The sequence below is a fragment of the Paenibacillus sp. FSL R7-0204 genome, assembly GCF_038002225.1.
In the GTDB taxonomy this organism is placed as follows: domain Bacteria; phylum Bacillota; class Bacilli; order Paenibacillales; family Paenibacillaceae; genus Paenibacillus_AQ.
The window spans coordinates 3,308,737-3,331,599 of record NZ_JBBOCA010000001.1 but is presented as its reverse complement, the minus strand read 5'-3'; the positions used below and the strand labels follow the sequence as shown (position 1 = coordinate 3,331,599).

The following is a 22,863-nucleotide window of genomic DNA, read 5'->3' as shown; positions in this document are numbered from 1 at the left end:
CGCTTGTTCTGTTCATCAAATCTTGGTTGAGAATCCGCCACCCTGGCTGCTGTCCTGCTGAGCTGCAGACACCCAATCCTTCCATTCTCCATTAAGCTCTGCGGCAAGCACAGCATCTGCCGATTCTTCCTGGCGTTCCCGTGAACGTCTGCCTTGCTGCTGTCCGCCTGCGCCTGTCTGCTGGCCCTGCCCTCCGGTCCACTGTGACTGAGGAGAGTTGTTGTTCTGCGTCACTTCGAGGCGCTCTACCTGAAGTCCCTGGGACTGTAAGGCCATACGAAGCTGGCTCATCTGCTGCTCAAGCATATCCTTGGTTCCGGCATGCTGGGTCATGAACTGTGCCACCAGATTTCCGTTTTGCATAGTAATCTTCACATCCACTTGTCCAAGATTCTCCGGGAATAAGGTGATCGTAGCTTCAGCCACTCCGCCCTTCTTGACAATCTCAAGCTTACCGCTGATGAAGGTGTTCATCTCCTGGGCGAATTGCTGGACTGGCACTCGCGCGGCTTCCGCCTTCAGCGGTGCAGTAATTCCGTGCCGCAGGGATAATTGGCCGGCCGTTACAACCTCCGGCTCCTTAGTCGTCCCTTCGCCAGCGAGCAAAGGATCTTCGGCAGGCACCGTCTCCTTCATTGCGGAAGTCAATACTGTGGCAACAGGAGTGGAACCCTCAGGTGCAGTTACCGTTTCGGAATTGCCAGCCGCAGCTGCTGCATCCAACATGGAACGAGTGCTCGCTGAAGGCCCCAATAGCCTGCGTACGTCCGCTGCCAAATCTGCTTTGCTATACATTTCCGCCTTGGGCTCGCTTCCCGTTGGCTGCTTAAGCGACACCGCTGGAGCATCAACAACTGCTGGAGCCTTGTTAGCCTGGGACTTGTGATTAACAGGTGCGCTCTCCGCCATAATAGCTGAGAATTGATTTAGAAGCGCCGCTCCTTTGGCTGCTGTATCCTGATCCCCGCTGACAGCTGCCGTCTGAACCCGTTGAACCAGGCTGTTCAGTTCATCTTGAACGGCAAAGCGCAGGGTTTCAGGGTTCTTGGCAAGCGGCGACAAGCTGATGGATGTGTCAGTAGCTGAGGCATCCTGTGAACCTGTAGAGGGATTGCCCGACACAAGAGCAGATACTTGAAGCAGCCAGCCTTGAAGTGCTGCAATTAGCGCCGGATCAGCCGTAAGGCTGGTGTCCAGCTTCTCTATATCCTGTAGCAGACCTTCCAGCGGATTAGTCTGCTTGCTATCTGCGCTGCCTGCCGGTTCTCCCTTAGCCTGAACAGTGCTCAGGAGTCCCTGCAATAATGAAGCTAAATTACTGGCTACAGGAGTCTCAGTACCTTTGACTGCGGTAACTCCTACCATGCTCTGCACAAGCGTCTGGGCAAATGGCGTCGCCGGATTAACCGTTCCGGTAGTTCCCTGCGTTGTTCCGCCGGAAGCAGCCAGATTACCTGCGGTTAAGGTTTGTAGAATAATACTCATCTTTTTCACCTCCCTTCAAAGTTTATTTTCCGCCCATCAGCCGGTTGACGATTTTGGCTGTCTGCTTGCTGTCTTTCTTGGTCATTTCCCCCAGAATGGAGGAGCGGACCGAGTCACCGACCGTATTCAGCACCGTAATGACTTTATCCGGACTAAGGCTGTACATGGAACCGAGCAGTACTGCCGCATCCGCAGCGGGCATACTGGTGAAGGTCTGGCCTAGCTTTTCCTGATCCAGATTAGCTGAAGGCTTGGGAGTTACCGTACCCGCCTCCTGCTTTAGCCGGGATTGCAGGGCTGCAATAGCCATATCGGTTGAATTTGTAGTTTCTTTTAGCTTTATGGAGACATCTGCCGCTTTTTTGGCATCCATTTTTTCCAGGATGGCCGATTTGCTGGCATTGTTCATCACACTGAAGATTTGAACCATCTCATCGGTAGTCAAATTCTCCATAATCGGTGCTGCTTTGGAGGCCTTCATCCCGGCATACAGCTTGGCCAGATCCTTCACTTTCTTCAGATAAGGATCTTCCTCCTCTTCGGGGGCTGCGGCTGTTTCAGCAGCGGTCTTTAACTCATCAACCTGCTTTTGAAGCGCTTCGGCCTTAGTGACCTCCGCCGCCTTGTCTTCCTCAGCCTTCTTCAGCTTCTCCTCCCCAGCGGTGAGCTGAGCTTTGAGTTCTTTGATCGTGCTCGCAGAGCTGGCAGCCTGTTCTTTGCTCTCTGCCGGCTTCTCTGCGGCATCACCCGGCGCCGCCGGGTCCGCCGGCGGATCAGGCACCCATTTTTCTACAATAGGAATTTTGTTGGCAATCGCCAGCACATTATTGCGGATATCCATATTAAATAGGGTCAACAATACCCCAAGCAGTACAAGCGTGAAAATGATTGGAATCATCAAGAACAAAAAACGCTCTAATTTGCCTGCCGACCCTTCATCTTCAAATTCCATCTGATTATTTGCCACTAGCGGAAACCTCCCGGGTTAGAGGGATTTCATCGCGAAGCGGACGGTAGCCATCTCATCCAGTTCGTTTTGTTCCCGTAAACTCATATTCTGCAGAAATGCGGTTTGTGCTTTGTCTTTGGCTTTGAGCCATACCTTCTCATCCAGAACCTTCGTACTCAGATGATCCTGCTTATTCTGAACCTCAACATGTGCCCGGCTAATGTCAGAATGCTTGCGGGCAATGCATTTGTCGAGATAATCCACGTAATCCTGCATTTCGCGAAGCTTAGCCAGCGGTGTCTTATGCTGTGCTGCACTTTGCAGGGACAACATCAGCGTACTGCGCTGGCCGATTAATTCATCAAGGCTTTTTTCCTGTGCCTGCAGTTCTCCGAGCGCGCTTGAGAGCATCCACTCTGCCTGTGTTTTTTCGTTACCCTTCAAGTCCACCACTTTTTGAAAAGTATAATGGAATCTCATGATCAATCAACTCCTTGAGAACTGTGAAATTAAAGTCTGCTGCACTTCGCTGAGGGTTACCTTCTCGTTCACCTTTTGCTTGGTGAAATCCCAGATGCTGTCGATGTAATGCATCGACTCATCGATTTGAGCGTTAGAGCCTCTCTGATAGGCTCCGATGTTAATCAGATCCTCAGAATCCTTATACACCGCCATCAGGCGCTTCACATTCTCGGCTGCTGCAATCTGCTCCTCCGGGGCGATATCCTTCATCACCCGGCTGATGCTTGCGAGAACGTCGATCGCCGGAAAATGTCCTTTATTGGCTATATTCCGGTTCAGAACAATATGTCCGTCCAGAATGCCGCGCACAGCATCTGCTATCGGCTCGTTCATATCGTCACCGTCAACCAGCACCGTGTAAAACGCGGTGATTGAGCCTGTAGGACCCGTCCCGGCCCGTTCCAGCAGCTTAGGCAGACTGGCGAATACAGAAGGTGTATACCCTCTCATCGCCGGAGGCTCGCCGACTGCCAGCCCTACCTCACGCTGCGCCATCGCATAACGTGTTACCGAGTCCATCATCAGCATGACATTCAGCCCGCGGTCGCGGAAGTACTCGGCAATCGTAGTGGCGATCAGCGCCCCCTTGATCCGGATCAGCGCAGGCTGATCGGAAGTGGCTACAATGACTACCGAACGCTGAAGACCTTCGGGTCCCAGATCGCGCTCAATGAAATCAAGCACCTCTCTGCCCCGTTCACCGATCAGCGCAATCACATTGACATCTGCCGAGGTGTTGCGGGCAATCATGCCCATCAGGGTACTCTTTCCCACACCCGAGCCGGCAAAAATCCCTACCCGCTGCCCCTTGCCGATCGTCAAAAGTCCGTCGATAGCCCTGACTCCAATGCTGATCGGTTCGGCAACCCGCGGACGGTTAAGCGGATTGGATGGAATGTTGAACGTGGAGCTATGCGGCATTCTGGCTGGTATCAGTGAACCATCCAGCGGCTGTCCCAGACCGTCAAGAACCTTCCCGAGCAGCTCTGAGCCGACCTGAACGCTAAGCGGCTTGCCGGTGCCCACCACATCACATCCAGGCCCGATAGCCTGCAGTTCGCCAAGCGGCATTAACAGCACCTTGTTATCACGAAAGCCTACAACCTCTGCCTGGAGTGGCTTATTTCCTTTGGCAGGATAGATATAACACACATCACCGATGCTGGCGTCAGGCCCTTCCGACTCCACCATCAGCCCGATAACCTGAGTAACCTTACCGTTAATCCTTACAGGATCAAAGTTACGCAGCTGATCTTTGTATCTTCTGCTGTCAAGCATCGTCGTCCCCATTTCTGTGTTCATCCGAGTCCAGAGCGATTCTTAGCAGTTCTTTTTTAATTTCGGCAAGCTGGGTATCGACACGGGCATCGATGCTCCCGAAGGAAGACCGAATCACACACCCCAGATCTCTGACCGTTGAATCCGGGAGAATCTGCAGTTCAGCCTGTGAGTCCACAGCAAGCGAGAGCTCTTCCCGGGCCGCATTGACAAAAGCAAACTGTGCAGGAGACACACAGAGTGAAATCAGCCCCTGCTCGCGTTTACGGGCCAGATTCTTGCGGATCAGATCCATCGCAAATTGCGGTTCAACAGTAAGCTGCTTGTCCACAATTTTCTCAGCAATATCGCAGCTCAGCTCCACAAGAAATGGTTCCGCCTCCTGAATAATTACATCTTTTGCCCGGTAGGCTTCCTGAAGCACCGTCCGCGCTTCTTCCATCATCTCGGCGAGACGCCGGGACATCTCCTGCTCTGCTTGAGCCAGACCTTCCTGGTACCCCTGCTGATACCCCTCGGATTTGACGGCTTCGATCAGCAGCTCATCCTGCTCCCTGCGCTCACGCCACCATTCTTCAGCTTCAGTCCGTGCTGATTCCACAATATTCTCCGCTTCCTCGGAGGCGCTGCGGACTTGACTCTCCGCGAACTCCTGAGCATCCTTCAGCATTTGCTTGCGCGACTGCTCCGCTGCCTCCCTGGCGGGGTCCTGGTAATGAACTTCACCCGGAGGCTCTTCTGGAGGCGGCTCTTCAGTCAGACCCGCATGATGCCTGGCCTGTTCAAGACGCTTCAGCACATCTACCGGAATATATTGAGAATGTTTGATCAGCTTAGACAATAATGTCATCTCCTCCGCCACGGGCGATGATAATTTCACCAGACTCTTCGAGTCTGCGGATCGTGCCTACGATGCGGGTCTGTGCTTCTTCCACATCACGCAGCCGCACAGGTCCCATGTACTCCATTTCCTCGCGGAAGGTTTCGGCCATACGCTTGGACATATTGCGGAAGATAACATCCCGCACTTCCTCGCTGGCCACCTTGAGCGCAAGCTGCAAGTCCGCGTTGTCGATATCCTTGATAATCCGCTGAATGGAACGGTTGTCCACATTGACGATATCCTCGAAGACGAACATCCGCTTCTTGATTTCTTCGGCCAGCTCCGGGTCCTGAATCTCCAGGGAATCGAGAATAGTACGCTCTGTACCACGGTCTACGCCGTTCAGAATCTGTACAATCGATTCGATACCGCCTGCATTCGTGTAATCCTGTGTTACTGTAGCAGACAGCTTCTGTTCCAGGACACGTTCGATCTGGGTGACCACTTCTGGAGAGGTGCTGTCCATAATCGCTATTCTTCTGGCTACCTCCGCCTGCTTCTCCTGAGGCAGGGAAGACAGAATGGAGGCCGCCTGTTCAAATTGCAGATAAGAGAGTACAAGGGCAATGGTCTGTACATTCTCGTTCTGGATGAAGTTGAGAATCTGGTTCGGATCTGCCTTGCGGGCAAAATCGAAAGGTCTTACCTGCAGCGTTGCTGTCAAGCGGTTGATGACTTCGAGCGCCTTGGCCGAGCCGAGAGCTTTCTCGAGGATCTCCTTGGCGTAGTTGATACCGCCCTGCGAGATATATTCCTGAGCGAGACAGATCTGGTGGAATTCGGACATGATCGACTCTTTTTCCCCACTGTCCACTTTGCGTACATTCGCAATCTCCAGCGTCAGCTGTTCGATTTCCTCATCCCGCAGATGCTTAAATATTTGTGCCGATACTTCAGGCCCTAGTGTGATAAGCAGGATCGCCGCCTTTTGACGGCCACTGAGTCCCTGCTGGCTAGCTTTTGCCATCTCTTCACCTCTGTTCTTCAGCAAGCCAAGTGCGGAGCAGATTTACGAATTCATCCGGCTTCTTCTTCGCCAGACTTTCCAGCTGCTTGCGGACCTGACTTTCATTCGTCACGCTATCCATGTTAATTGAAGGGAACTCGGTAGGAACCTGCAGCGGAATATCCTCTTCCACCTCTTCCTCCTGCTTGTTCTTGCGGCTGCGGTAGATCAGATAACCTCCGCCTGCACCGACCAGCAGAGCAGCAGCGCCGATGGCCCAGATCATCCAGGTTGCCAGTCCGCCGGTTGTATTCTCGGCAGCAGCACCTCCAAATTGTTGCGAGAATACCGAAACTTTTTTAGTCAGATCGGCGTCTGTATAAGTGATACCTGAATCTGCCAGGGACGCGCGGACAATGTTTACCAGAATGTTCTGTATCGCTCCTGAAGTAGTCTCGTCCAAAGTTGTTTGTCCTGCAGGTGGTTCAACCGCGACATTTATGGTTAAATCTTTTACAGTATATGGACTTGCGATGATATCTTTAGTGATTCTAGTAACTTCATAGTTCCTTGTCTCCGATGATTCCTCAGAAGAAGAAGCACCTGTGTCAGCCCCCGCAGGATAACCTGCAACATCTTCAGATCCTGTACCTGCGACTCCTCCGGAAGTGTTCCCTTGGCCCGAGAATGTTTTGCTGATAATCTGCGAGCTGATCTCAATCCCCTTCATATTCTCAGCATCCACCGGTACTACAACATCTTCCTTTCTGTTCTCCTTATCGAAATTAAGCTTGGAGAACACCAGGACATCAACCTTATCGGGACCTGTGAGGGTACTCAGGAATTGCTTCACATCTCTTTTAACATCGTCTTCGAATTTCTTTTTGAGTGCGAAGTTCTCTTCAACTTGGCTGGAAATCCCCGCCTGGCCGCCCTTGGCCGTCGGTTTCAGCTCCACCTCGTTGTTTGTGATCGTAATGTTGTCGATGGGAAGATTCGGGACAGCGGTCTTCACCAGATTGAAGTAACCGTCAATATTCTCCTGGGAGGGTCTGAATCCCGGATCAAAGCTCATCACCACGGAAGCCTGCGCTTTCTCCTGATCCTCCTGTGAGGCGAATACGGTCTCCTTCGGCAGGGTAATGAGCACCTTGGCGTCTTTAATCCCCTGCATCCTTCTCATCAGCTGTTCAACTTCACCATTAAGCGCATTGTTGTATTTAACATTGAACTCACTGTCTGTAGTACCGATCATGGACGAGGATTCATTGAATACCTTGTATCCGATCGAGCCCTGCTGAACGATTCCCTGAGAACCAACAGCTATCTTGATACGTGCAGCATCCGTGCTGGGAACAGAGATACTTTTGCCATCCGGGCTTAAACGGTAAGACACCCCTGATGTATCCAAATAACTCATAACTCCCGCTGAATCGGTACTGTCCAGGTCCTGAAAAGCAACCTCGTATTCTACTTTCGATAACTGCATAGTCGTAACTACGATTACTATAATGATAATAAACAGAGTGGAGAAAAACATTATCTTCTGTTTACCGCTGAATCTGTTCCAATACTGGGTTATCTTCTCCCGGTACTGGGCCAATCTTTCATTCACAGTGTCACCCCATCCGAAACGTAGCTAGGATTATTTAGATTTGAGTTCTCATAATTTCCTGATAGGCTTCAATCACTTTGTTCCGGACTTGTGTAGTCAACTGCAAACTCAGCAATGCCTGTTGGGACGAAATCATAGCCTCATCAATGTTGACCTCTCCCAGTACAAATTTGTTACTCATGTCTTTCGCCTGTTGTTCCTGATCTGCTACCTGGTTAAGCGCATTCTCCAGGTATGAACCGAAGCTCTGTCCCGGCTCTTGCACGGCTGAGGATTCTGCAGCAACGGACTTCATAGCCAGCGGCTGAACCGCCTGGTTCCCGATCAATAAATTCTGTATCAATTCTTCTCCTCCTAGACAGTCAATTCATTCTACCGGCCGATTTCAAGCGCCTTGGTCACCATGGATTTGGATGCGTTCAGCATCGTAACATTCGCTTCGTAAGAACGCGAGGCAGACAGCATATCTACCATTTCCTTGGTTACATCCACATTCGGCATATATACATAACCGTCAGCGTCCGCATCAGGATGGCTCGGATTATATACCGGCTTGAGCGGAGAAGAATCCTCGATAATCGATTTCACCTTGACGCCATCATTACCGCCGCTCATCTTGGAGCCGAGTATATTCGCGAAGCTGTCAGCCTGGGTAGTTTCCAGAACTGTAAGCTTACGGCGGTAAGGTACGGCTTTACCGTCCACCACGGAGGCTCTTGTGGTCTCGGCGTTGGCGATATTGGAGGAGATCACATCCATCCGCAGACGCTGGGAGGTTAAAGCCGAGGCGCTAATACCAAAGCTGCTGCCAAAATTCATTATTTATTACCCTCCCTGTACAACTGTACGCATCATTGTGATCTGACTGTTCAGCTGTTCAACATAAGAGTTGTATCTCAGCTGGTTGTCGGCGCTGAGCGCCTGTTCACGATCCATATCCACATTATTGCCGTTGTTATTCATAGATGTAGTCTCATCGGTACTGACCACAGCAGCCGGCATGCCGGTTACTGTCCCGAAGCGGAAATGACGGGAGTCTGATACCTTCGCACCCAGTGTGGCTTTAAGTCCGCTCTCCTGATCTCTCAGGAAGCTCTCAAAGCTGACATCTGAACGTTTAAAATTTGGTGTATCATTATTTGCTACATTATTAGCCAGAACACTTTGTCGTTTGGTGGCGGCATCTAGGCCTCCTTGTAATCTTTGAAAACTGACACTGTTCAGCAAACCCATAGTAATCCCCCTTCCAAACCTATCATAATGAAAAGAATTCCACAACTTTGTTCAAATCCCTGCTTATTTTCGACAAATAAAGTCATTTTTTTCACAACTTATTCGTCTTAAAGTCGAACCATGTCGATGAATGATTCTTATGTCAATCTCACATACATTGATTCTCTTAGAATTTGTATATTATTACAATAAGAAATAAGCCCTATCTTTTCAGAAAAGAGAGGGCTTAAAGCATGTTTTTACAATTATTTTCCTTTTATATTACATTTTCTGCTTTATTATAGATTTTTTAACTTTTTTTGCATGAATTTTGAATCAATTTTGTATAACCTTAATTCTAATTACCTATATTGATGACTTAATCACAATCTCAGCTTAAAGAATATATTGGCTTAAGTCGCGGTCCTGCGCGATTCCTGCCAGTTTTTCGCGAACATACTCCGGAGTAATGACCACCCTGTCGAGCGTCAGTTCAGGTGCCTCGAACGATAGATCCTCCAGCAGCTTTTCCAGGATCGTATGAAGACGCCGTGCTCCGATGTTCTCCATATTCTGATTCACGGAGGCCGCGATCTTGGCAATTTCCTGAATAGCTTCCTTCTGGAACTGGATTTCGATGTTCTCCGTCTGCAGTAAATGGACATATTGTTTCGTAAGTGCGTTCTCAGGCTCCGTAAGAATAGATACAAAGTCCTCCAGTGTAAGACTGCTCAGCTCCACACGGATCGGGAAACGTCCCTGAAGCTCAGGGATCAGATCTGAAGGCTTGGCAATATGAAAAGCGCCTGCAGCGATGAAGAGCACGTAGTCTGTCTTCACAGGCCCGTATTTGGTCATGACTGTCGATCCCTCGACGATGGGCAGAATATCACGCTGTACGCCTTCGCGGGATACATCGGGACCTGAGCCCTTGCCTTGGCTGGCTACCTTATCAATCTCATCGATGAAAATAATCCCGGATTGCTCTGCGCGGGCTACTGATTCCTGAATCATGTCGTCTGTGTCGATCAGCTTGGCCGCTTCATCCTGGATCAGCACCTTGCGGGCCTCACGGATCGGCAGCTTGCGCTTCTTCGTACGCTTCGGCAGCAGGTTGCCGAACATCTCCTGCATATTCATGCCCATCTGGTCGTTGCCCTGGCCCGCGAACATATCCATCATAGAAGGCGTCGTGTCCTCGACATCAATCTCAATGACGTCATCCTCTAGCTGGCCTGCAAGCAGCTTGAACTTGATCCCTCTGCGGCGTTCGCTCAGGCTTCCGTCCTCCGGCTCTTCCTTGGATTCTTCCGCCCCGCCGTTATTTCCGCCAAAAATCATTTCAAACGGATTGCGCTGCGATTTCCCCTTCGAGGAAGACGGGACCAGAATCGCCACAATCCGTTCATTCGCCAGCTCTTCTGCGCGGTCCTTCACCTTTTCGGTGCGCTCCAGCTTCACCATACGGATAGAGGTCTCCACCAGATCACGGACCATCGACTCCACATCGCGCCCCACGTAGCCGACTTCCGTAAATTTGGTGGCTTCTACTTTGATGAACGGGGCATTAACAAGCTTAGCCAGACGCCGGGCAATCTCTGTTTTCCCTACACCGGTAGGTCCAATCATCAGAATATTCTTCGGCACAACCTCATCCCGCAGCTCCTCGGACAACAGACTGCGCCGATACCGGTTGCGGAGGGCAACGGCCACTGATTTCTTGGCCTGCTTTTGACCTACGATATATTTGTCAAGCTCTGTTACGATCTGGCGTGGCGTAAGCGATTGATTCACCATTGTGACTTCCTCCCTTTATATATGGCACCTTGCCTATAACTGTTCGACAATAATATTGGAATTGGTATATACACAGATCTCGGATGCAATCTGCAGCGCTTCTCTGGCAATGTCACCGGCACCCAGTTGCGGAGCATGGCGCTTAAGTGACCGCCCGGAAGCCAGCGCAAAGTTACCGCCGGACCCAATCGCCAGCACATCATCATCCGGCTCGATAATTTCACCGTTGCCGGAGATCAGCAGCATGCCTTCCTTATCCATTACGATCATGAGCGCTTCCAGCTTGCGCAGAATGCGGTCCTGGCGCCAATCCTTGGCCAGCTCCACCGCTGCCCGCTGCAGATTGCCGTGATGCTCCTCAAGCTTCCCCTCGAACTTCTCGAACAGCGTAATCGCATCAGCAACAGAGCCTGCGAACCCGGCAATGACCTGGCCTCTGTACAGGCGGCGGACCTTCTTGGCCGTCGTCTTCATAATGACACTCTCTCCGAATGTAACCTGGCCGTCACCGGCAATCGCCGCATGGCCGTTATGTCTTACCGCACAAATCGTAGTTGCATGAAAACTGGGTAACATGATGGGCACCCTCCTCAGATTAAGTAATACAGGTCTGAACCTATTGTGCCGGACTATCCGCTTCTGCCGGATCAGCATCCACCGGCTCTGGCTCTTTATACGTCAATTCATGGGCTCCAGCATAAGCAGCAAGGCTGTCAAGCGCCCGGTAAGCCAGACGTTCGTTCTTCTCTTTTTTGCTGCGGAACCGGGTCTCAAGCTTCGGCAGCAGGCCGAAGTTGGCATTCATCGGCTGGAAGTGTTCAGGATCGGCCGAAGTGATATAGGCGGGCATGCTGCCCAGCACCGTATCCTCAGGGAAGATCAGGCTCTCTTCGCCAAGCGCAGCTCTCGCTGCATTCATACCGGCGATCATACCGGAAGCCGCAGATTCTACATACCCTTCAACCCCGGTCATCTGGCCGGCAAAATACAGTCTCTCCCGGCCCTTCATCTGGTATGTGGGCTGCAGCAGCTTGGGAGAATTAATAAAGGTATTGCGGTGCATGACCCCATAACGCACATATTCAGCTTGTTCAAGGCCCGGAATAAGTGAGAATACCCGTTTTTGCTCGCCCCACTTCAGATGAGTCTGGAAACCAACCAGATTATACAGCGTACCGGCAGCATTGTCCTGGCGCAGTTGCACAACCGCGTAAGGCAGCTTGCCCGTGTGAGGATTGAGCAGTCCTACAGGCTTCATAGGGCCGAACAATGCCGTCTGCTTGCCGCGTCTCATCATAATTTCAATCGGCATACAGCCTTCAAAGTAAATCTCTTTCTCAAAATCTTTGAGTGCTGCTGTCTCGGCCGAAATCAGCGCATCATAAAAAACATCGAATTCCTCTTCTGTCATCGGACAGTTCAAATAGGCGGCTTCTCCTTTATCATAGCGGGAGGCCAGATAAACCTTGCTCATATCGATGCTGTCTTTCTCTACAATCGGAGCTGCTGCATCATAGAAATAAAAGTATTCCTCGCCAAGCAGTCCCTTAATCTCCGAAGACAAAGAGGGTGAAGTCAGCGGCCCGGTGGCAATAACAACAATCCCTTCCTCCGGTATATGCGTAAGTTCTTCATTTATGACTTCCACCAGAGGGTGATTATGCAGCATGGAGGTGATTTCGCCAGAGAATCCGTCCCGGTCAACAGCAAGAGCGCCTCCTGCCGGAACGGCATGCCTGTCGGCTGCACCCAGTACCAGGGAGCCCAGACGCCGCATTTCTTCCTTAAGTACACCCACTGCATTTCCGAGGCCATTCGCCCGCAGTGAGTTGCTGCAGACCAGCTCGGCGAACTGATCTGTATGATGCGCCGGCGTCTTCACGACCGGACGCATCTCATACAATCTGACTGGAACTCCGCGCGAAGCGATCTGCCAGGCGGCTTCACTTCCGGCCAGACCTGCTCCGATAACGGTTACTTGTGCTTTTACTGTCAATTTCCGTTCCTCCTGTAACCCTATTATTCTGCTAACTCATCGCTCTCGATTACAGCTTCTGTATGATCGCATGAAGTACATTGCAGTTTGGTTCCCTGCTTGTTGCGTTTCTCTATCATCCAGGAGCCGCAAGCCGGACACGGCTTCACTGACGGCTTATCCCAGGAGACAAAGTCACAGCCCGGATATTGGTCACATCCATAGAAGACGCGCCCCTTCTTGCTGCGCCGCTCCACCACCTTGCCTTCATGGCATTTCGGACAGCTTACACCGATATCCTTAATGATCGGCTTGGTGTTGCGGCATTCCGGAAATCCGGAGCAGGCCAGGAATTTGCCGAACCGGCCCAGCTTATAGACCATAGGCTTGCCGCATTTCTCACACAGCTCATCAGAGACTTCATCTTCAATCTCGATTTCCTTCATTTCTTCTTCCGCATATAGGAGTCTTTTCTCAAAGGATTCATAGAACTGGGCCAGTACCTTCACCCAATCCTCCGCACCTTCCTCCACATGGTCAAGGTCCCCTTCCATATGGGCGGTGAATTCCACATTGAGAATTTCCGGGAAGAACTCTTCCATTTGCTCTATGATCAGCTCTCCAAGCTCAGTCGGCATGAACTTCTTCTCTTCAATCGCCACATACCCGCGCTTCTGGATCGTCTCCAGGGTCGGCGCATACGTACTTGGACGGCCTATGCCCAGTTCCTCAAGCGTCTTGACGAGACGGGCTTCTGTATATCTTGGCGGCGGCTGGGTGAAATGCTGCTTCGGTTCAATCTCGCGCTTCACCAGTTCATCGCCTGCTTTCAGTTGCGGCAGAAACTTCTCTTCGTCTGTTGTACCGTCGTCATTGCCTTCCACATACACTTTCATGAAGCCCGGGAACGAGACCTTGGACCCTACCGCTCTGAATATCGCTGTTCCGGCTGTAATATCTACCGACAACGTATCCAGCAGCGCGGAAGACATCTGACTGGACACAAAACGCTCCCATACCAGCTTATACAGCCGGAATTGATCACGGCTCATGAATTCCTTGACCATATCCGGCTCGCGCAGCGCTGAGGTCGGACGGATCGCTTCATGCGCATCTTGGGCGCCCGCAGCCTTCTTGGAATATTGGCGCGGCGTCTCGGGAATGAACTTCTCACCGTATTTGGCTTGGATCAGCTCCTTGGCTTCATCCTGGGCCGTAGTGGATAGACGAGTGGAATCCGTACGCATATAAGTAATTAATCCGACAGTGCCTTCCTTGCCCAGTTCAACTCCCTCATAGAGCTGCTGTGCGACAGACATCGTCTTGGACGCGCGGAAGCCCAGCTTACGGGCAGCCTCCTGCTGCAGTGAGCTTGTCGTGAACGGAGCGGATGGATGACGCTGTCTCTCCTTCTCTTTCACTTCTTTGACCTGGAAGGCCGCGTTCTTAATCGCTTCCAGCACTTCCTGCACATCGCTCTCCTGGCCGAGTTCCTTCTTCTCGCCGTTCAGGCGATGGAACTTGGCTTCGAATTCAGAATCCCGAATCGCTAACCGAGCAGTAATGCTCCAGTATTCTGTAGGAACGAATTCGGAAATTTCATTCTCCCGGTCCATTACAATCTTAACCGCTACCGATTGTACCCGTCCGGCGGAGAGCCCTTTTTTTACTTTCTTCCATAATAAAGGGCTAATCTTGTAACCGACAAGCCGGTCCAGAATGCGCCGCGCCTGCTGGGCATTCACCAGATCCATATTAATCTTGCGCGGTGTCTTGAAGGCATCCTTCACCGCCTGCTTGGTAATTTCATTGAAGACCACCCGGCATTCCTGAGTATTGTCCAAATTCAGTGCATTTGCTAAATGCCAGGCAATGGCTTCCCCTTCGCGGTCCGGGTCAGCTGCGAGATAGACTTTTTTGACTTTTTTGCTGGCATCCTTAAGTTCCTTCAAGATAGAACCCTTGCCCCGGATCGTTATATATTTGGGATTAAACTGATTCTCCACATCCACACCGATCTGGCTTTTTGGCAAATCTATGATATGCCCCATTGATGCCTTAACAATATATTTGCTGCCCAGATATTTACCAATCGTTTTCGCTTTTGATGGTGATTCTACAATAACCAACGCATCTGCCATAGGTTTTCCTCCCAAAAGTTCGTAAGCAGATCACCTCCCGAACCAGTCTCATACACGGCTGGACCAGAAAGTCTATGCTTACCACAGTTACTTCTATATTAAATTACCTTATAAATTGCACCCGGTAATTGTGTTACCGCTTTTTTTATGATTAAAGATAACAGAACTGAATGCAAATGTCCAAAATCCCACCCCGTTGACGCCAGCAGCTCATCGAGTGTAAACGGGCCTTGATGCAGTATATGGTAAAGGTGCAGCTCATCACTTGTCAATTTCTTTTCCATCAGATCCGCTGGACTCTCCTGCTCTAGTGCTCCTGCTGAAGCTGTTCTAGCCCCCTTGGAAGGCAGGCAAGAGACGTATTCTTCCACAATATCTGAGGCGCAGGTTACCAGCTTCGCACCTTGCTTAATCAGCTCCAGTGCCCCTCTGCTCTTGGGAGAGGTCAGCGGCCCCGGCACGGCAAACACATCCCGGCCTGCTTCAAGCGCTGCATCAGCGGTGATCAGGGACCCGCTGCGGCTGTCTGCTTCCACCACCAGTGTTCCCAATGACAGACCGGCGATAATCCGGTTGCGCTGCGGGAATAATCCGGGATGGCTCGGAGTTCCGATAGGATATTCACTAAGAACCAGCCCTTCCCGCGAAATCTGCCGCTCCAGCTCACGGTTATCCGGAGGATAGACCTTATCCAAGCCGGTTGCCACCACCGCAATGGTCCCTCCTGCTCCGCCTAGTGCCGCTTCATGACAGACACTGTCAATCCCCCTAGCAAGGCCGCTTACAACCGTGAGACCGGCTGCACTGAGCTGTCCCGCCAGCATCTCCCCCACCTTGCGCCCATAAGCGGTAGGCACCCGGGTCCCAACCATAGCAACTGAGGGACGGGAAGCCAGCTCCAGCCGGCCACGATAGTACAATACCCAAGGCGGCTGAGGGGTTTCCCGCAGCTGTACAGGGTAGTGATCGTCCAGAATGGTGACCATCGCTACACCGCTTTCTTCCATTAAAGAGCGGCGCTTCAGCACCCATGCTTCATTAAAGTCTGCAGCCAGCCGGGCAGATACTACACTGCTAAGTCCAGCCCGCTCCCATTCCTCAGCAGAACAGGAGAAGACAGCATTCGTCAAAAGACCCGCCCGGCGGATCTTGCCGATACTTTTCCAGCCAATCCCCTCCATCTCATGCAGACCGAACAACAGCTCCCGAATTTCCATATGTATTCTCTCCCCGCGCGGAAGGGCCAGCCTTCCTTATTGTCTTAAACCAAACCTGACTTAAACCAAAAAAAGCAACCTTTCATCCGCGTAATCCGGGACAAAAGGTTGCTTACCTTCAACATTCATTATACCTGCTTCGGCAGGAAAAGCTGTGACAAAACAACCCCACAAAGTGGAGATTTAGCTTCGATGATAACTCAGGTACTTTGCGGGGACCCCAAAACATTTCGAACTAGCGTAAGAAGCGCTCTAGTGGGTGGTGAAGGCATTCAGGATGCCGCGTTCCTCAAGCACACTGACGAGGGTAGAGCCCATTTCAGCAGGTGTTGGGGCTACCTTAATGCCGCAGGACTCCAGCACAGCAATCTTCTCGCTGGCCGTCCCTTTACCGCCTGAAATGATCGCCCCGGCATGGCCCATCCGTTTGCCCGGAGGTGCCGTAACCCCGCCGATGAAGCCGACTACAGGCTTGGTCATGTTCTCTTTGATCCACAGCGCAGCTTCTTCCTCTGCCGTCCCGCCGATCTCACCGATCATAATGACAGCCTTGGTGCCCGGATCTTCATTGAAAAGCTTAAGGATATCGATGAACTCCGAGCCCTTCACCGGGTCGCCCCCGATACCCACCGCTGAGGATTGGCCGATTCCGCGCTCCGTCAGCTGATGTACAGCCTCATAGGTCAAGGTTCCGCTTCGGGAGACTACACCAACATACCCAGGCTTATGAATATAACCTGGCATAATGCCGATTTTGCATTCTCCAGGCGTGATGACACCCGGACAGTTGGGACCGATCAGCACCGTGGAGCGGCCCTCCATGTATCTGGACACTTTGACCATATCAAGCACCGGAATGCCTTCTGTGATACAAATGACCAGCTCCATCTCCGCATCTATTGCTTCCATAATCGAATCTGCGGCAAAAGCAGGCGGGACGTAAATGACACTTGCAGTTGCACCAGTAGCTGCTTTGGCGGCAACAACCGTGTCGAAGACAGGCAGACTCTTCTCCGTGCCGTTGTCCAGGGTAATCTGAACCGTAGTGCCCCCCTTGCCCGGAGTTACACCGCCAACCATCTGAGTGCCGTAGTCCAGCGCGCCTTTTGTATGAAATAAACCCGTAGCGCCGGTAATTCCCTGGGTGATGACTTTCGTATTTTTATCTACAAGAATGCTCATGCGATAGGTCACATCCTCACTTATATTGTCGAATACCAGACTGGCTCCCCACAAAGGCAGCTATGATTACACAAGAGCAACGATTTTGCGGGCACCGTCTGCCATGGAGTCAGCAGCAACGATATTCAGTCCGGAGCCGGCGAGAATCTCCTTGCCCAGTGCCACATTCGTGCCCTCAAGACGTACGACCAGCGGCTTGGTTAGGCCAAGCTGTCTTGCCGCTTCGACTACACCGGTAGCGATGACATCACAACGCATAATACCGCCGAAAATATTAACAAAGATACCGTTCACCTTGTCATCGGACAGGATAATTTTGAAAGCTTCCGTTACCTTCTCAGTCGTCGCACCGCCCCCTACATCGAGGAAGTTGGCCGGTTCGCCGCCATAATATTTAATGATATCCATCGTTGCCATCGCCAGGCCCGCACCGTTCACCATGCAGCCGATGTTTCCGTCAAGTGCGATGTAGCTGAGGTCGAATTTGGACGCTTCGATTTCTTTGGCATCCTCTTCGTCCAGATCACGCAGCTCCAGGATATCCTTGTGGCGGAACAGACTGTTGGAATCGAAGTTAAGCTTGGCATCAAGCGCCATCACATTACCGTCAGCAGTAACGACCAGCGGGTTGATCTCCGCAATCGAGCAATCTTTATCCACAAAAGCCAGATATAGCGCTTGCATGAACTTGACCGCTTTGTTCACCAATTCGGGAGGAATAGCGATACTGTAAGCCAGCTTACGCGCCTGGAAGGTCTGAAGCCCCACCGCCGGATCAACGATTTCCTTGAAAATCTTCTCGGGATGTGTAGCCGCCACCTCTTCAATCTCCGTACCGCCCTCTTCGGATGCCATCATGACGACCCGTCCGGAAGCACGGTCCACAACCAGACCGATATAATATTCTTTGACAATCTGACAGCCCTCTTCAATCAGCAGCCGCTTCACTACCTTGCCTTCGGGTCCTGTCTGATGGGTCACCAGTGTCTTGCCAAGGATCTCGGACGCATACGCGCGAACCTCATCACTGTTCTTCGCCACCTTGACGCCGCCGGCTTTGCCGCGTCCGCCAGCATGAATCTGCGCTTTGACTACAACCACAGGTGTACCCAGCGCTGCGGCAGCTTCCACTGCTTCGTCCACTGTATAAGCAACTTTTCCGTTCGGTACGGCTACGCCATACTTCTTAAGTACTTCTTTTCCCTGATACTCGTGGATATTCATTCCGGAAGCCTCCTAAAGTGTTGCGGTGACCTGTGCAGGCAGCCTGCGGTCATTCCGCATTCCGTTTTGATTGTCCAAAGCCGGGTCCAGACCGGTTGTTAACCGGCAATATCCCGGTACAAGCAGAGCGCCGGCGCCTGAAGCATATGCTGCAAACGTTACAGTTCTCTGCCAGTAGCACATAGTTCCTATCACAAAGTGATATCTATAATTACCTATATGCCAGAATGTGAAACCCAGAATATTGTAACATGTTTTAAAAACGCTTTCCTTAAAAACTTTCACTATTTATACATACATTTTCGCTCGGTTTCATGCCGGAATGCGAACGATTGCATTGACATCCATGCGTAAAACGGCTTTACCGCCCTTATTCAGGACGGCGAAACCTGTACTCTTATATGGTAGCGAGACTACTATTTCGAATTGCTGATATTAGCTTCATGCACCCGGTTCAGGAGATTTTTGAACTGTCCCAGCAAATCTATGAACTCTACCGGTGAGAGCATCGTGCCTTCTGCCATTTTGCCGGGAATGCCCATAGCTTCCTGACGCAGCGCCAAGCCTTGGGGTGTTAATGAAATCAGCACCTTCCGCTCATCCTGCAAGGAACGTTCGCGCAAAATTAGTCCTGCAGCCTGCAGCCGCTTGAGCAGCGGAGTCAGGGTTCCTGAATCAAGGAACAGAGCTTCACCCAACTCCTTGACCGTACATTGCTGTCTTTCCCACAGGACCAGCATGACCAGATACTGCGAATACGTTAATCCGATCTTATCCAGATGAGGCTGGTATAGCTTCGTAAATTCACGCGAACAGGCATAAATCGTAAAGCAGAGCTGGTTCTCCAGCATAAGCTCAGGGGTTGTAGTGGATTCTTTTTGCATTTCTTCTTCACCTGCCTTTGTGACATTAGTTTATCACAATTCATCCATAATATCATGTTAATAGCGGAAAATAGATTGACTTTTATTTTAATTGTGTTAAATTAAGTTGTGTACAATACATTATGAAAACGAACGGGAGCGATTGAATATGATGACCATCCAACAGAAAATGTACGAAACAACAGTAAAAGCCGTAGGCGGCAGACAGGGTTCTATCGAATCCGACAGCCCTAAGCTGAATCTTGCGATCAGCACACCACGAGAAATGGGCGGCGCCGGCGGTGAAGGCACGAATCCTGAGCAGCTCTTCGCAGCCGGATATTCCGCTTGCTTCGACAGCGCGCTGAACATGGTTGCACGTATGGGCAAGGTAAAGATCGAAGGCTCTGAAGTAACGGCTACCGTCAGCTTCGGTAAAGTGGAAGACGGAGGCTTCGGCATTGCCGTGAAGATGGATGTTCTGGTCAAGGGTGTTGACCGTGAGACCGCTGAACGGCTGGTACAAGAAGCTCATGGCGCATGTCCTTACTCCCGTGCTACCCGTGGTAACATCGAAGTAGAATTGAACGTGCTGTAAGAATAGCTTCACAAAATATTCAAATTATGCATAAACGGATCAGCCGACCTATCAGGAGGCAATACCGTTTCAGTATGCCCTCCCCTGCCCGGCGACCCCGGACGGGGGTTTTGGCTTGTCAGGCTTCCTCCTCCACCATGACCTGCCTGTCCAGATTGCGGTATTGGACAGCTTCGGCCAGATGGGCAGCACCAATCTCCTCCATCCCTTCCAGATCGGCAATCGTACGGGCCAGCTTAATAATCCGGTCATGCGCCCGCATGCTGAGCCCGAGACTCTCCAGAATACTGCTGAGCAGCATCTCTTCTTCCGGCCGCAGCGCAGCATAACGGCGAAGCGCCGCCCCGGACAGCTCGCTGTTCCAGGAGATCGGCAGTGCGCTATACCGCTCCGCCTGAATGGCCTGAGCCCGCAGAACCTCAGTACGCATCTGTGCCGTCGAGACCGGAGGTACACTCCTGTCGCCTTCTCTTGGACGCGGAACATCAACCTGCATATCCATCCGGTCCAGCAGCGGGCCCGAAATTTTACCGCGGTACTGGGCTATTTTGGCCGGACTGCAGCTGCACCGCTGCTGCGCACTGCCATTACCAAGAAATCCGCACATACAGGGATTCATAGAGCAAGCGAGCAGGAACTGGGCAGGGAAGGTGAACGATGCCCGCGCCCGGCTGATGGTGACAATCCCATCCTCCAGCGGCTGGCGGAGCACTTCAAGCACAGTCCGGGAGAACTCTGGCAGCTCGTCCAGAAAGAGTATACCGCGGTGCGCAAGACTAACTTCCCCCGGCTTCGGAATTCCTCCCCCGCCGATCAATCCGGCTGCCGAGATGGTATGATGCGGTGAACGAAACGGGCGCTCGCGCAGCAAGCCGCCTCCGCTGTCCCTAAGCTTCCCGGCAGCACTGAATATCTTCATCACCTCAAGCGATTCATGATCGTTAAGATCGGGAAGAATTCCGGGTAACCGCTTAATCAGCATGGTCTTCCCCGTGCCTGGCGGGCCGATCAGAATAATATTGTGCATCCCGGCAGCCGCAATCGTTAGCGCCCGCTTCACATGATTCTGGCCGATAACATCGCTGTAATCTTCATTCATCAGCTGCTTCACCCCAAGCCGGGAGGGAGTATTCTCCGCTGGCTCAGAATGATATCTCAAATGGTCCAGGGACAAGGCCAGAACGGGCGGACGCTTCCTGGAGGACGCTTCAGCACTCACAGATACCGATACCGGAAATGGCAAGTCAGCCTGGGGCAGGGGCAAGTCTGATCCGGCTGCTTCAGACCATTCAACCGGATTCTGCGGAGGAAGCTGCCCCGGCTGAGGCAGCTCCCGCAGATGCCCGGCAGTGTACACCTTCATTCCCGCGATTAACGCAGCTTCCGCCGCATTGCCGTACGGCACCAGGACAGCATGAATTCCGGCCTGCCGCGCAGCCTGGGCCATGGATAATACCCCATTTACCGGCCGCAGACTTCCGTCAAGCGCAAGCTCACCAATCAGCAGAATCTGCCCGGCCTCCGGCATGACAAGCTGTCCGCTGGTCGTCAGTATCCCGAGGGCGATCGCCAGATCAAACGCCGAGCCCTCCTTGCGCAGATCCGCCGGGGCCAGATTAATCGTCACCCGCTGCTGGGGATAGCTGTACCCGCAATTTTTGACAGCGGCCCGCACCCGTTCGACCGCTTCCCTGACTGCCGAATCCGGCAGGCCGATAATATGGGTCTGCGGCAAGCCGTTAGCCAGATCCACCTCCACTCCGATCATTACACCTTCAATGCCATACAGGCATGCGCTATGCATTTTTCCGTACACAAATAAGCACCTCTTCTCCAGAAATACACCCGCAGCGGGCGTTCGTTTCCAGGAAAAAAGGTGCTTCCTCATTTTCCGTTAGCTCAATTAGACTCAGTATACCCGGAACCCTACACAACATGCAAGGTTATTGCGCATATTACGCTGCACAAAACATAACTTTTAATCGTCTTGCATAGTTGTGCAATTATGACTAAAGAATCAATTTATTCAACCTTCCTCACTGGCTATCACCGAATCCCTGATTTGTTCAAAGGACAGCGGGGTGTAATTCCAGTGCTCCACACAAATGTTAAAATGATGATTGCCCTCATACTTCTGTCCATGAATATGTCCGTGCACATTCACGTAAGGCATATGCTTGTTCATATACATCGGCTCATGCGAGAGCAGAAAAAACTCCTTGTATATCAGCGGATACTCACTGACCTCATCAAACCCGGCTTCAAGCCACCAGCCCCGTCCGCGTCCACGGTCATGATTGCCAAGAATCAGAATTTTGTACCCGTTCAGGGCAGCCACAATGCTCCGGGTATCCTCTTGATTCCTGAAGGAAAAATCCCCAAGATGAAAAACCGTGTCCTCCTTGCTTACCACAGCATTCCAGTTCGCAATCATCACCTTGTCCATCTCTTCCGCACCGGCAAAGGGCCGCGATTCAAAATCAATAATCAGCTTGTGGCCAAAATGATGATCTGATGTAAAAAATACTTTGGACAAGACCGCTCCCCGCTTTCTCTAAGTGCTTGATTCCTTATTCATTCCACTTCCGTTTGGCTCCGCGCCGGTTCACATCCATTTGTATTAATTCCGCCACCGGCGGCGCTTCCTCATGCTCGATCAGCCATTTGCGCATTTCCTTAATGGCCTCCACTTGCCCGTTGCCTTTGTCGCGCCAGGTCAGCAGCTCGATCACATTGATGACCAGTGACAAGAGGCTGCTGTTGCTGTCTTGGGTTTTCTCAGCACGCATCTTGTGGAATAAGGCTTCATTCTCCCAGTCAATCAATATCTCTTCCGCTATTGCAGGCCGCATAACGGTAAATGTCTTATTACAATTACTGCAGCATACAACGGATAAGGGCTCTGCGCCAAGTTCCGCTACTATATTATGCTCACAATTTTGGCAAGTAAAGCTTACCTGTATATTCATGGGTTGA

22 protein-coding genes are annotated in these 22,863 nt (G+C 51.6%); 1 reads left to right on the top strand and 21 read right to left on the bottom strand.

What is annotated here, in order from left to right:
- Positions 1-15: 15 nt before the first annotated feature.
- The 18 genes from MKX42_RS14885 to MKX42_RS14800 form a co-directional block, all read right to left on the bottom strand.
- Positions 16-1,485 carry a flagellar hook-length control protein FliK gene (locus tag MKX42_RS14885; protein WP_340753170.1) on the bottom strand — a complete coding sequence of 490 codons (1,470 nt, stop codon included), beginning with the start codon at positions 1,483-1,485 and terminating at the stop codon, positions 16-18.
- 22 nt (positions 1,486-1,507) lie between these two features.
- Positions 1,508-2,452 carry a MotE family protein gene (locus MKX42_RS14880; RefSeq protein ID WP_340753169.1) on the bottom strand — a complete coding sequence of 315 codons (945 nt, stop codon included), beginning with the start codon at positions 2,450-2,452 and terminating at the stop codon, positions 1,508-1,510.
- An 18-nt stretch (positions 2,453-2,470) separates the two neighbouring features.
- On the bottom strand, positions 2,471-2,914 hold the full coding sequence (gene fliJ / locus MKX42_RS14875; RefSeq protein WP_340753168.1) for a flagellar export protein FliJ: 444 nt from the start codon (positions 2,912-2,914) through the stop codon (positions 2,471-2,473).
- Positions 2,915-2,920: 6 nt separating this feature from the next.
- Complete coding sequence (fliI, locus tag MKX42_RS14870; RefSeq protein WP_445669376.1) at positions 2,921-4,234, bottom strand: flagellar protein export ATPase FliI; 1,314 nt, start codon at positions 4,232-4,234, stop codon at positions 2,921-2,923.
- Entirely contained in the window at positions 4,227-5,075 is an 849-nt protein-coding gene (locus MKX42_RS14865) for a FliH/SctL family protein (protein WP_340753166.1), read from the bottom strand. Before MKX42_RS14865 ends, fliI begins: the two co-directional genes overlap by 8 nt.
- Positions 5,068-6,084, bottom strand: coding sequence for a flagellar motor switch protein FliG (gene fliG / locus MKX42_RS14860; protein WP_036692485.1), 1,017 nt, complete (start codon positions 6,082-6,084; stop codon positions 5,068-5,070). Before fliG ends, MKX42_RS14865 begins: the two co-directional genes overlap by 8 nt.
- A 4-nt stretch (positions 6,085-6,088) precedes the next feature.
- On the bottom strand, positions 6,089-7,678 hold the full coding sequence (gene fliF, locus MKX42_RS14855) for a flagellar basal-body MS-ring/collar protein FliF (RefSeq protein ID WP_340753165.1): 1,590 nt from the start codon (positions 7,676-7,678) through the stop codon (positions 6,089-6,091).
- A 34-nt stretch (positions 7,679-7,712) separates the two neighbouring features.
- Positions 7,713-8,021: a flagellar hook-basal body complex protein FliE gene (gene fliE, locus MKX42_RS14850; RefSeq protein WP_036724654.1), complete on the bottom strand. Its 309-nt coding sequence runs from the start codon at positions 8,019-8,021 to the stop codon at positions 7,713-7,715.
- A gap of 29 nt (positions 8,022-8,050) precedes the next feature.
- Complete coding sequence (gene flgC, locus MKX42_RS14845) at positions 8,051-8,497, bottom strand: flagellar basal body rod protein FlgC (RefSeq protein ID WP_340753164.1); 447 nt, start codon at positions 8,495-8,497, stop codon at positions 8,051-8,053.
- Positions 8,498-8,503: 6 nt separating this feature from the next.
- Complete coding sequence (gene flgB, locus MKX42_RS14840; protein ID WP_340753163.1) at positions 8,504-8,911, bottom strand: flagellar basal body rod protein FlgB; 408 nt, start codon at positions 8,909-8,911, stop codon at positions 8,504-8,506.
- A 375-nt stretch (positions 8,912-9,286) separates the two neighbouring features.
- Positions 9,287-10,687 carry an ATP-dependent protease ATPase subunit HslU gene (gene hslU, locus MKX42_RS14835; protein WP_340753162.1) on the bottom strand — a complete coding sequence of 467 codons (1,401 nt, stop codon included), beginning with the start codon at positions 10,685-10,687 and terminating at the stop codon, positions 9,287-9,289.
- A 33-nt stretch (positions 10,688-10,720) separates the two neighbouring features.
- Positions 10,721-11,263 carry an ATP-dependent protease subunit HslV gene (hslV, locus tag MKX42_RS14830; RefSeq protein WP_340753161.1) on the bottom strand — a complete coding sequence of 181 codons (543 nt, stop codon included), beginning with the start codon at positions 11,261-11,263 and terminating at the stop codon, positions 10,721-10,723.
- Positions 11,264-11,303: 40 nt separating this feature from the next.
- On the bottom strand, positions 11,304-12,683 hold the full coding sequence (trmFO, locus tag MKX42_RS14825) for an FADH(2)-oxidizing methylenetetrahydrofolate--tRNA-(uracil(54)-C(5))-methyltransferase TrmFO (protein ID WP_340753160.1): 1,380 nt from the start codon (positions 12,681-12,683) through the stop codon (positions 11,304-11,306).
- Between the two features lie 23 nt (positions 12,684-12,706).
- Positions 12,707-14,803 (bottom strand): type I DNA topoisomerase, encoded by a 2,097-nt coding sequence (gene topA / locus MKX42_RS14820; RefSeq protein WP_340753159.1) that lies wholly within the window; start codon positions 14,801-14,803, stop codon positions 12,707-12,709.
- Positions 14,804-14,901: 98 nt separating this feature from the next.
- Positions 14,902-16,020, bottom strand: a complete 1,119-nt coding sequence (dprA, locus tag MKX42_RS14815) for a DNA-processing protein DprA (RefSeq protein ID WP_340753158.1) — start codon at positions 16,018-16,020, stop codon at positions 14,902-14,904.
- A gap of 252 nt (positions 16,021-16,272) precedes the next feature.
- Entirely contained in the window at positions 16,273-17,202 is a 930-nt protein-coding gene (sucD, locus tag MKX42_RS14810; protein ID WP_340753157.1) for a succinate--CoA ligase subunit alpha, read from the bottom strand.
- Positions 17,203-17,268: 66 nt separating this feature from the next.
- Positions 17,269-18,426, bottom strand: coding sequence for an ADP-forming succinate--CoA ligase subunit beta (gene sucC / locus MKX42_RS14805; protein WP_036724647.1), 1,158 nt, complete (start codon positions 18,424-18,426; stop codon positions 17,269-17,271).
- Positions 18,427-18,842: 416 nt separating this feature from the next.
- A complete protein-coding gene (locus tag MKX42_RS14800) occupies positions 18,843-19,310 on the bottom strand; it encodes a MarR family winged helix-turn-helix transcriptional regulator (RefSeq protein ID WP_340753156.1) in 468 nt (155 codons plus the stop codon).
- Between the two features lie 148 nt (positions 19,311-19,458).
- Between MKX42_RS14800 and MKX42_RS14795 the strand changes: the two genes are divergently transcribed.
- Positions 19,459-19,887: an organic hydroperoxide resistance protein gene (locus tag MKX42_RS14795; RefSeq protein ID WP_076078603.1), complete on the top strand. Its 429-nt coding sequence runs from the start codon at positions 19,459-19,461 to the stop codon at positions 19,885-19,887.
- A gap of 118 nt (positions 19,888-20,005) precedes the next feature.
- On the opposite strand, the gene MKX42_RS14790 is transcribed toward MKX42_RS14795, so the two are convergent.
- The 3 genes from MKX42_RS14790 to MKX42_RS14780 form a co-directional block, all read right to left on the bottom strand.
- Positions 20,006-21,703: a YifB family Mg chelatase-like AAA ATPase gene (locus MKX42_RS14790; RefSeq protein WP_340753155.1), complete on the bottom strand. Its 1,698-nt coding sequence runs from the start codon at positions 21,701-21,703 to the stop codon at positions 20,006-20,008.
- A gap of 210 nt (positions 21,704-21,913) precedes the next feature.
- The gene (locus MKX42_RS14785; protein WP_340753154.1) at positions 21,914-22,423 is read right to left on the bottom strand and encodes a phosphoesterase; all 510 of its coding nucleotides are present in this window, start codon (positions 22,421-22,423) and stop codon (positions 21,914-21,916) included.
- A 34-nt stretch (positions 22,424-22,457) separates the two neighbouring features.
- Positions 22,458-22,739, bottom strand: coding sequence for a hypothetical protein (locus MKX42_RS14780; RefSeq protein WP_083677976.1), 282 nt, complete (start codon positions 22,737-22,739; stop codon positions 22,458-22,460).
- Positions 22,740-22,863 lie beyond the last annotated feature (124 nt).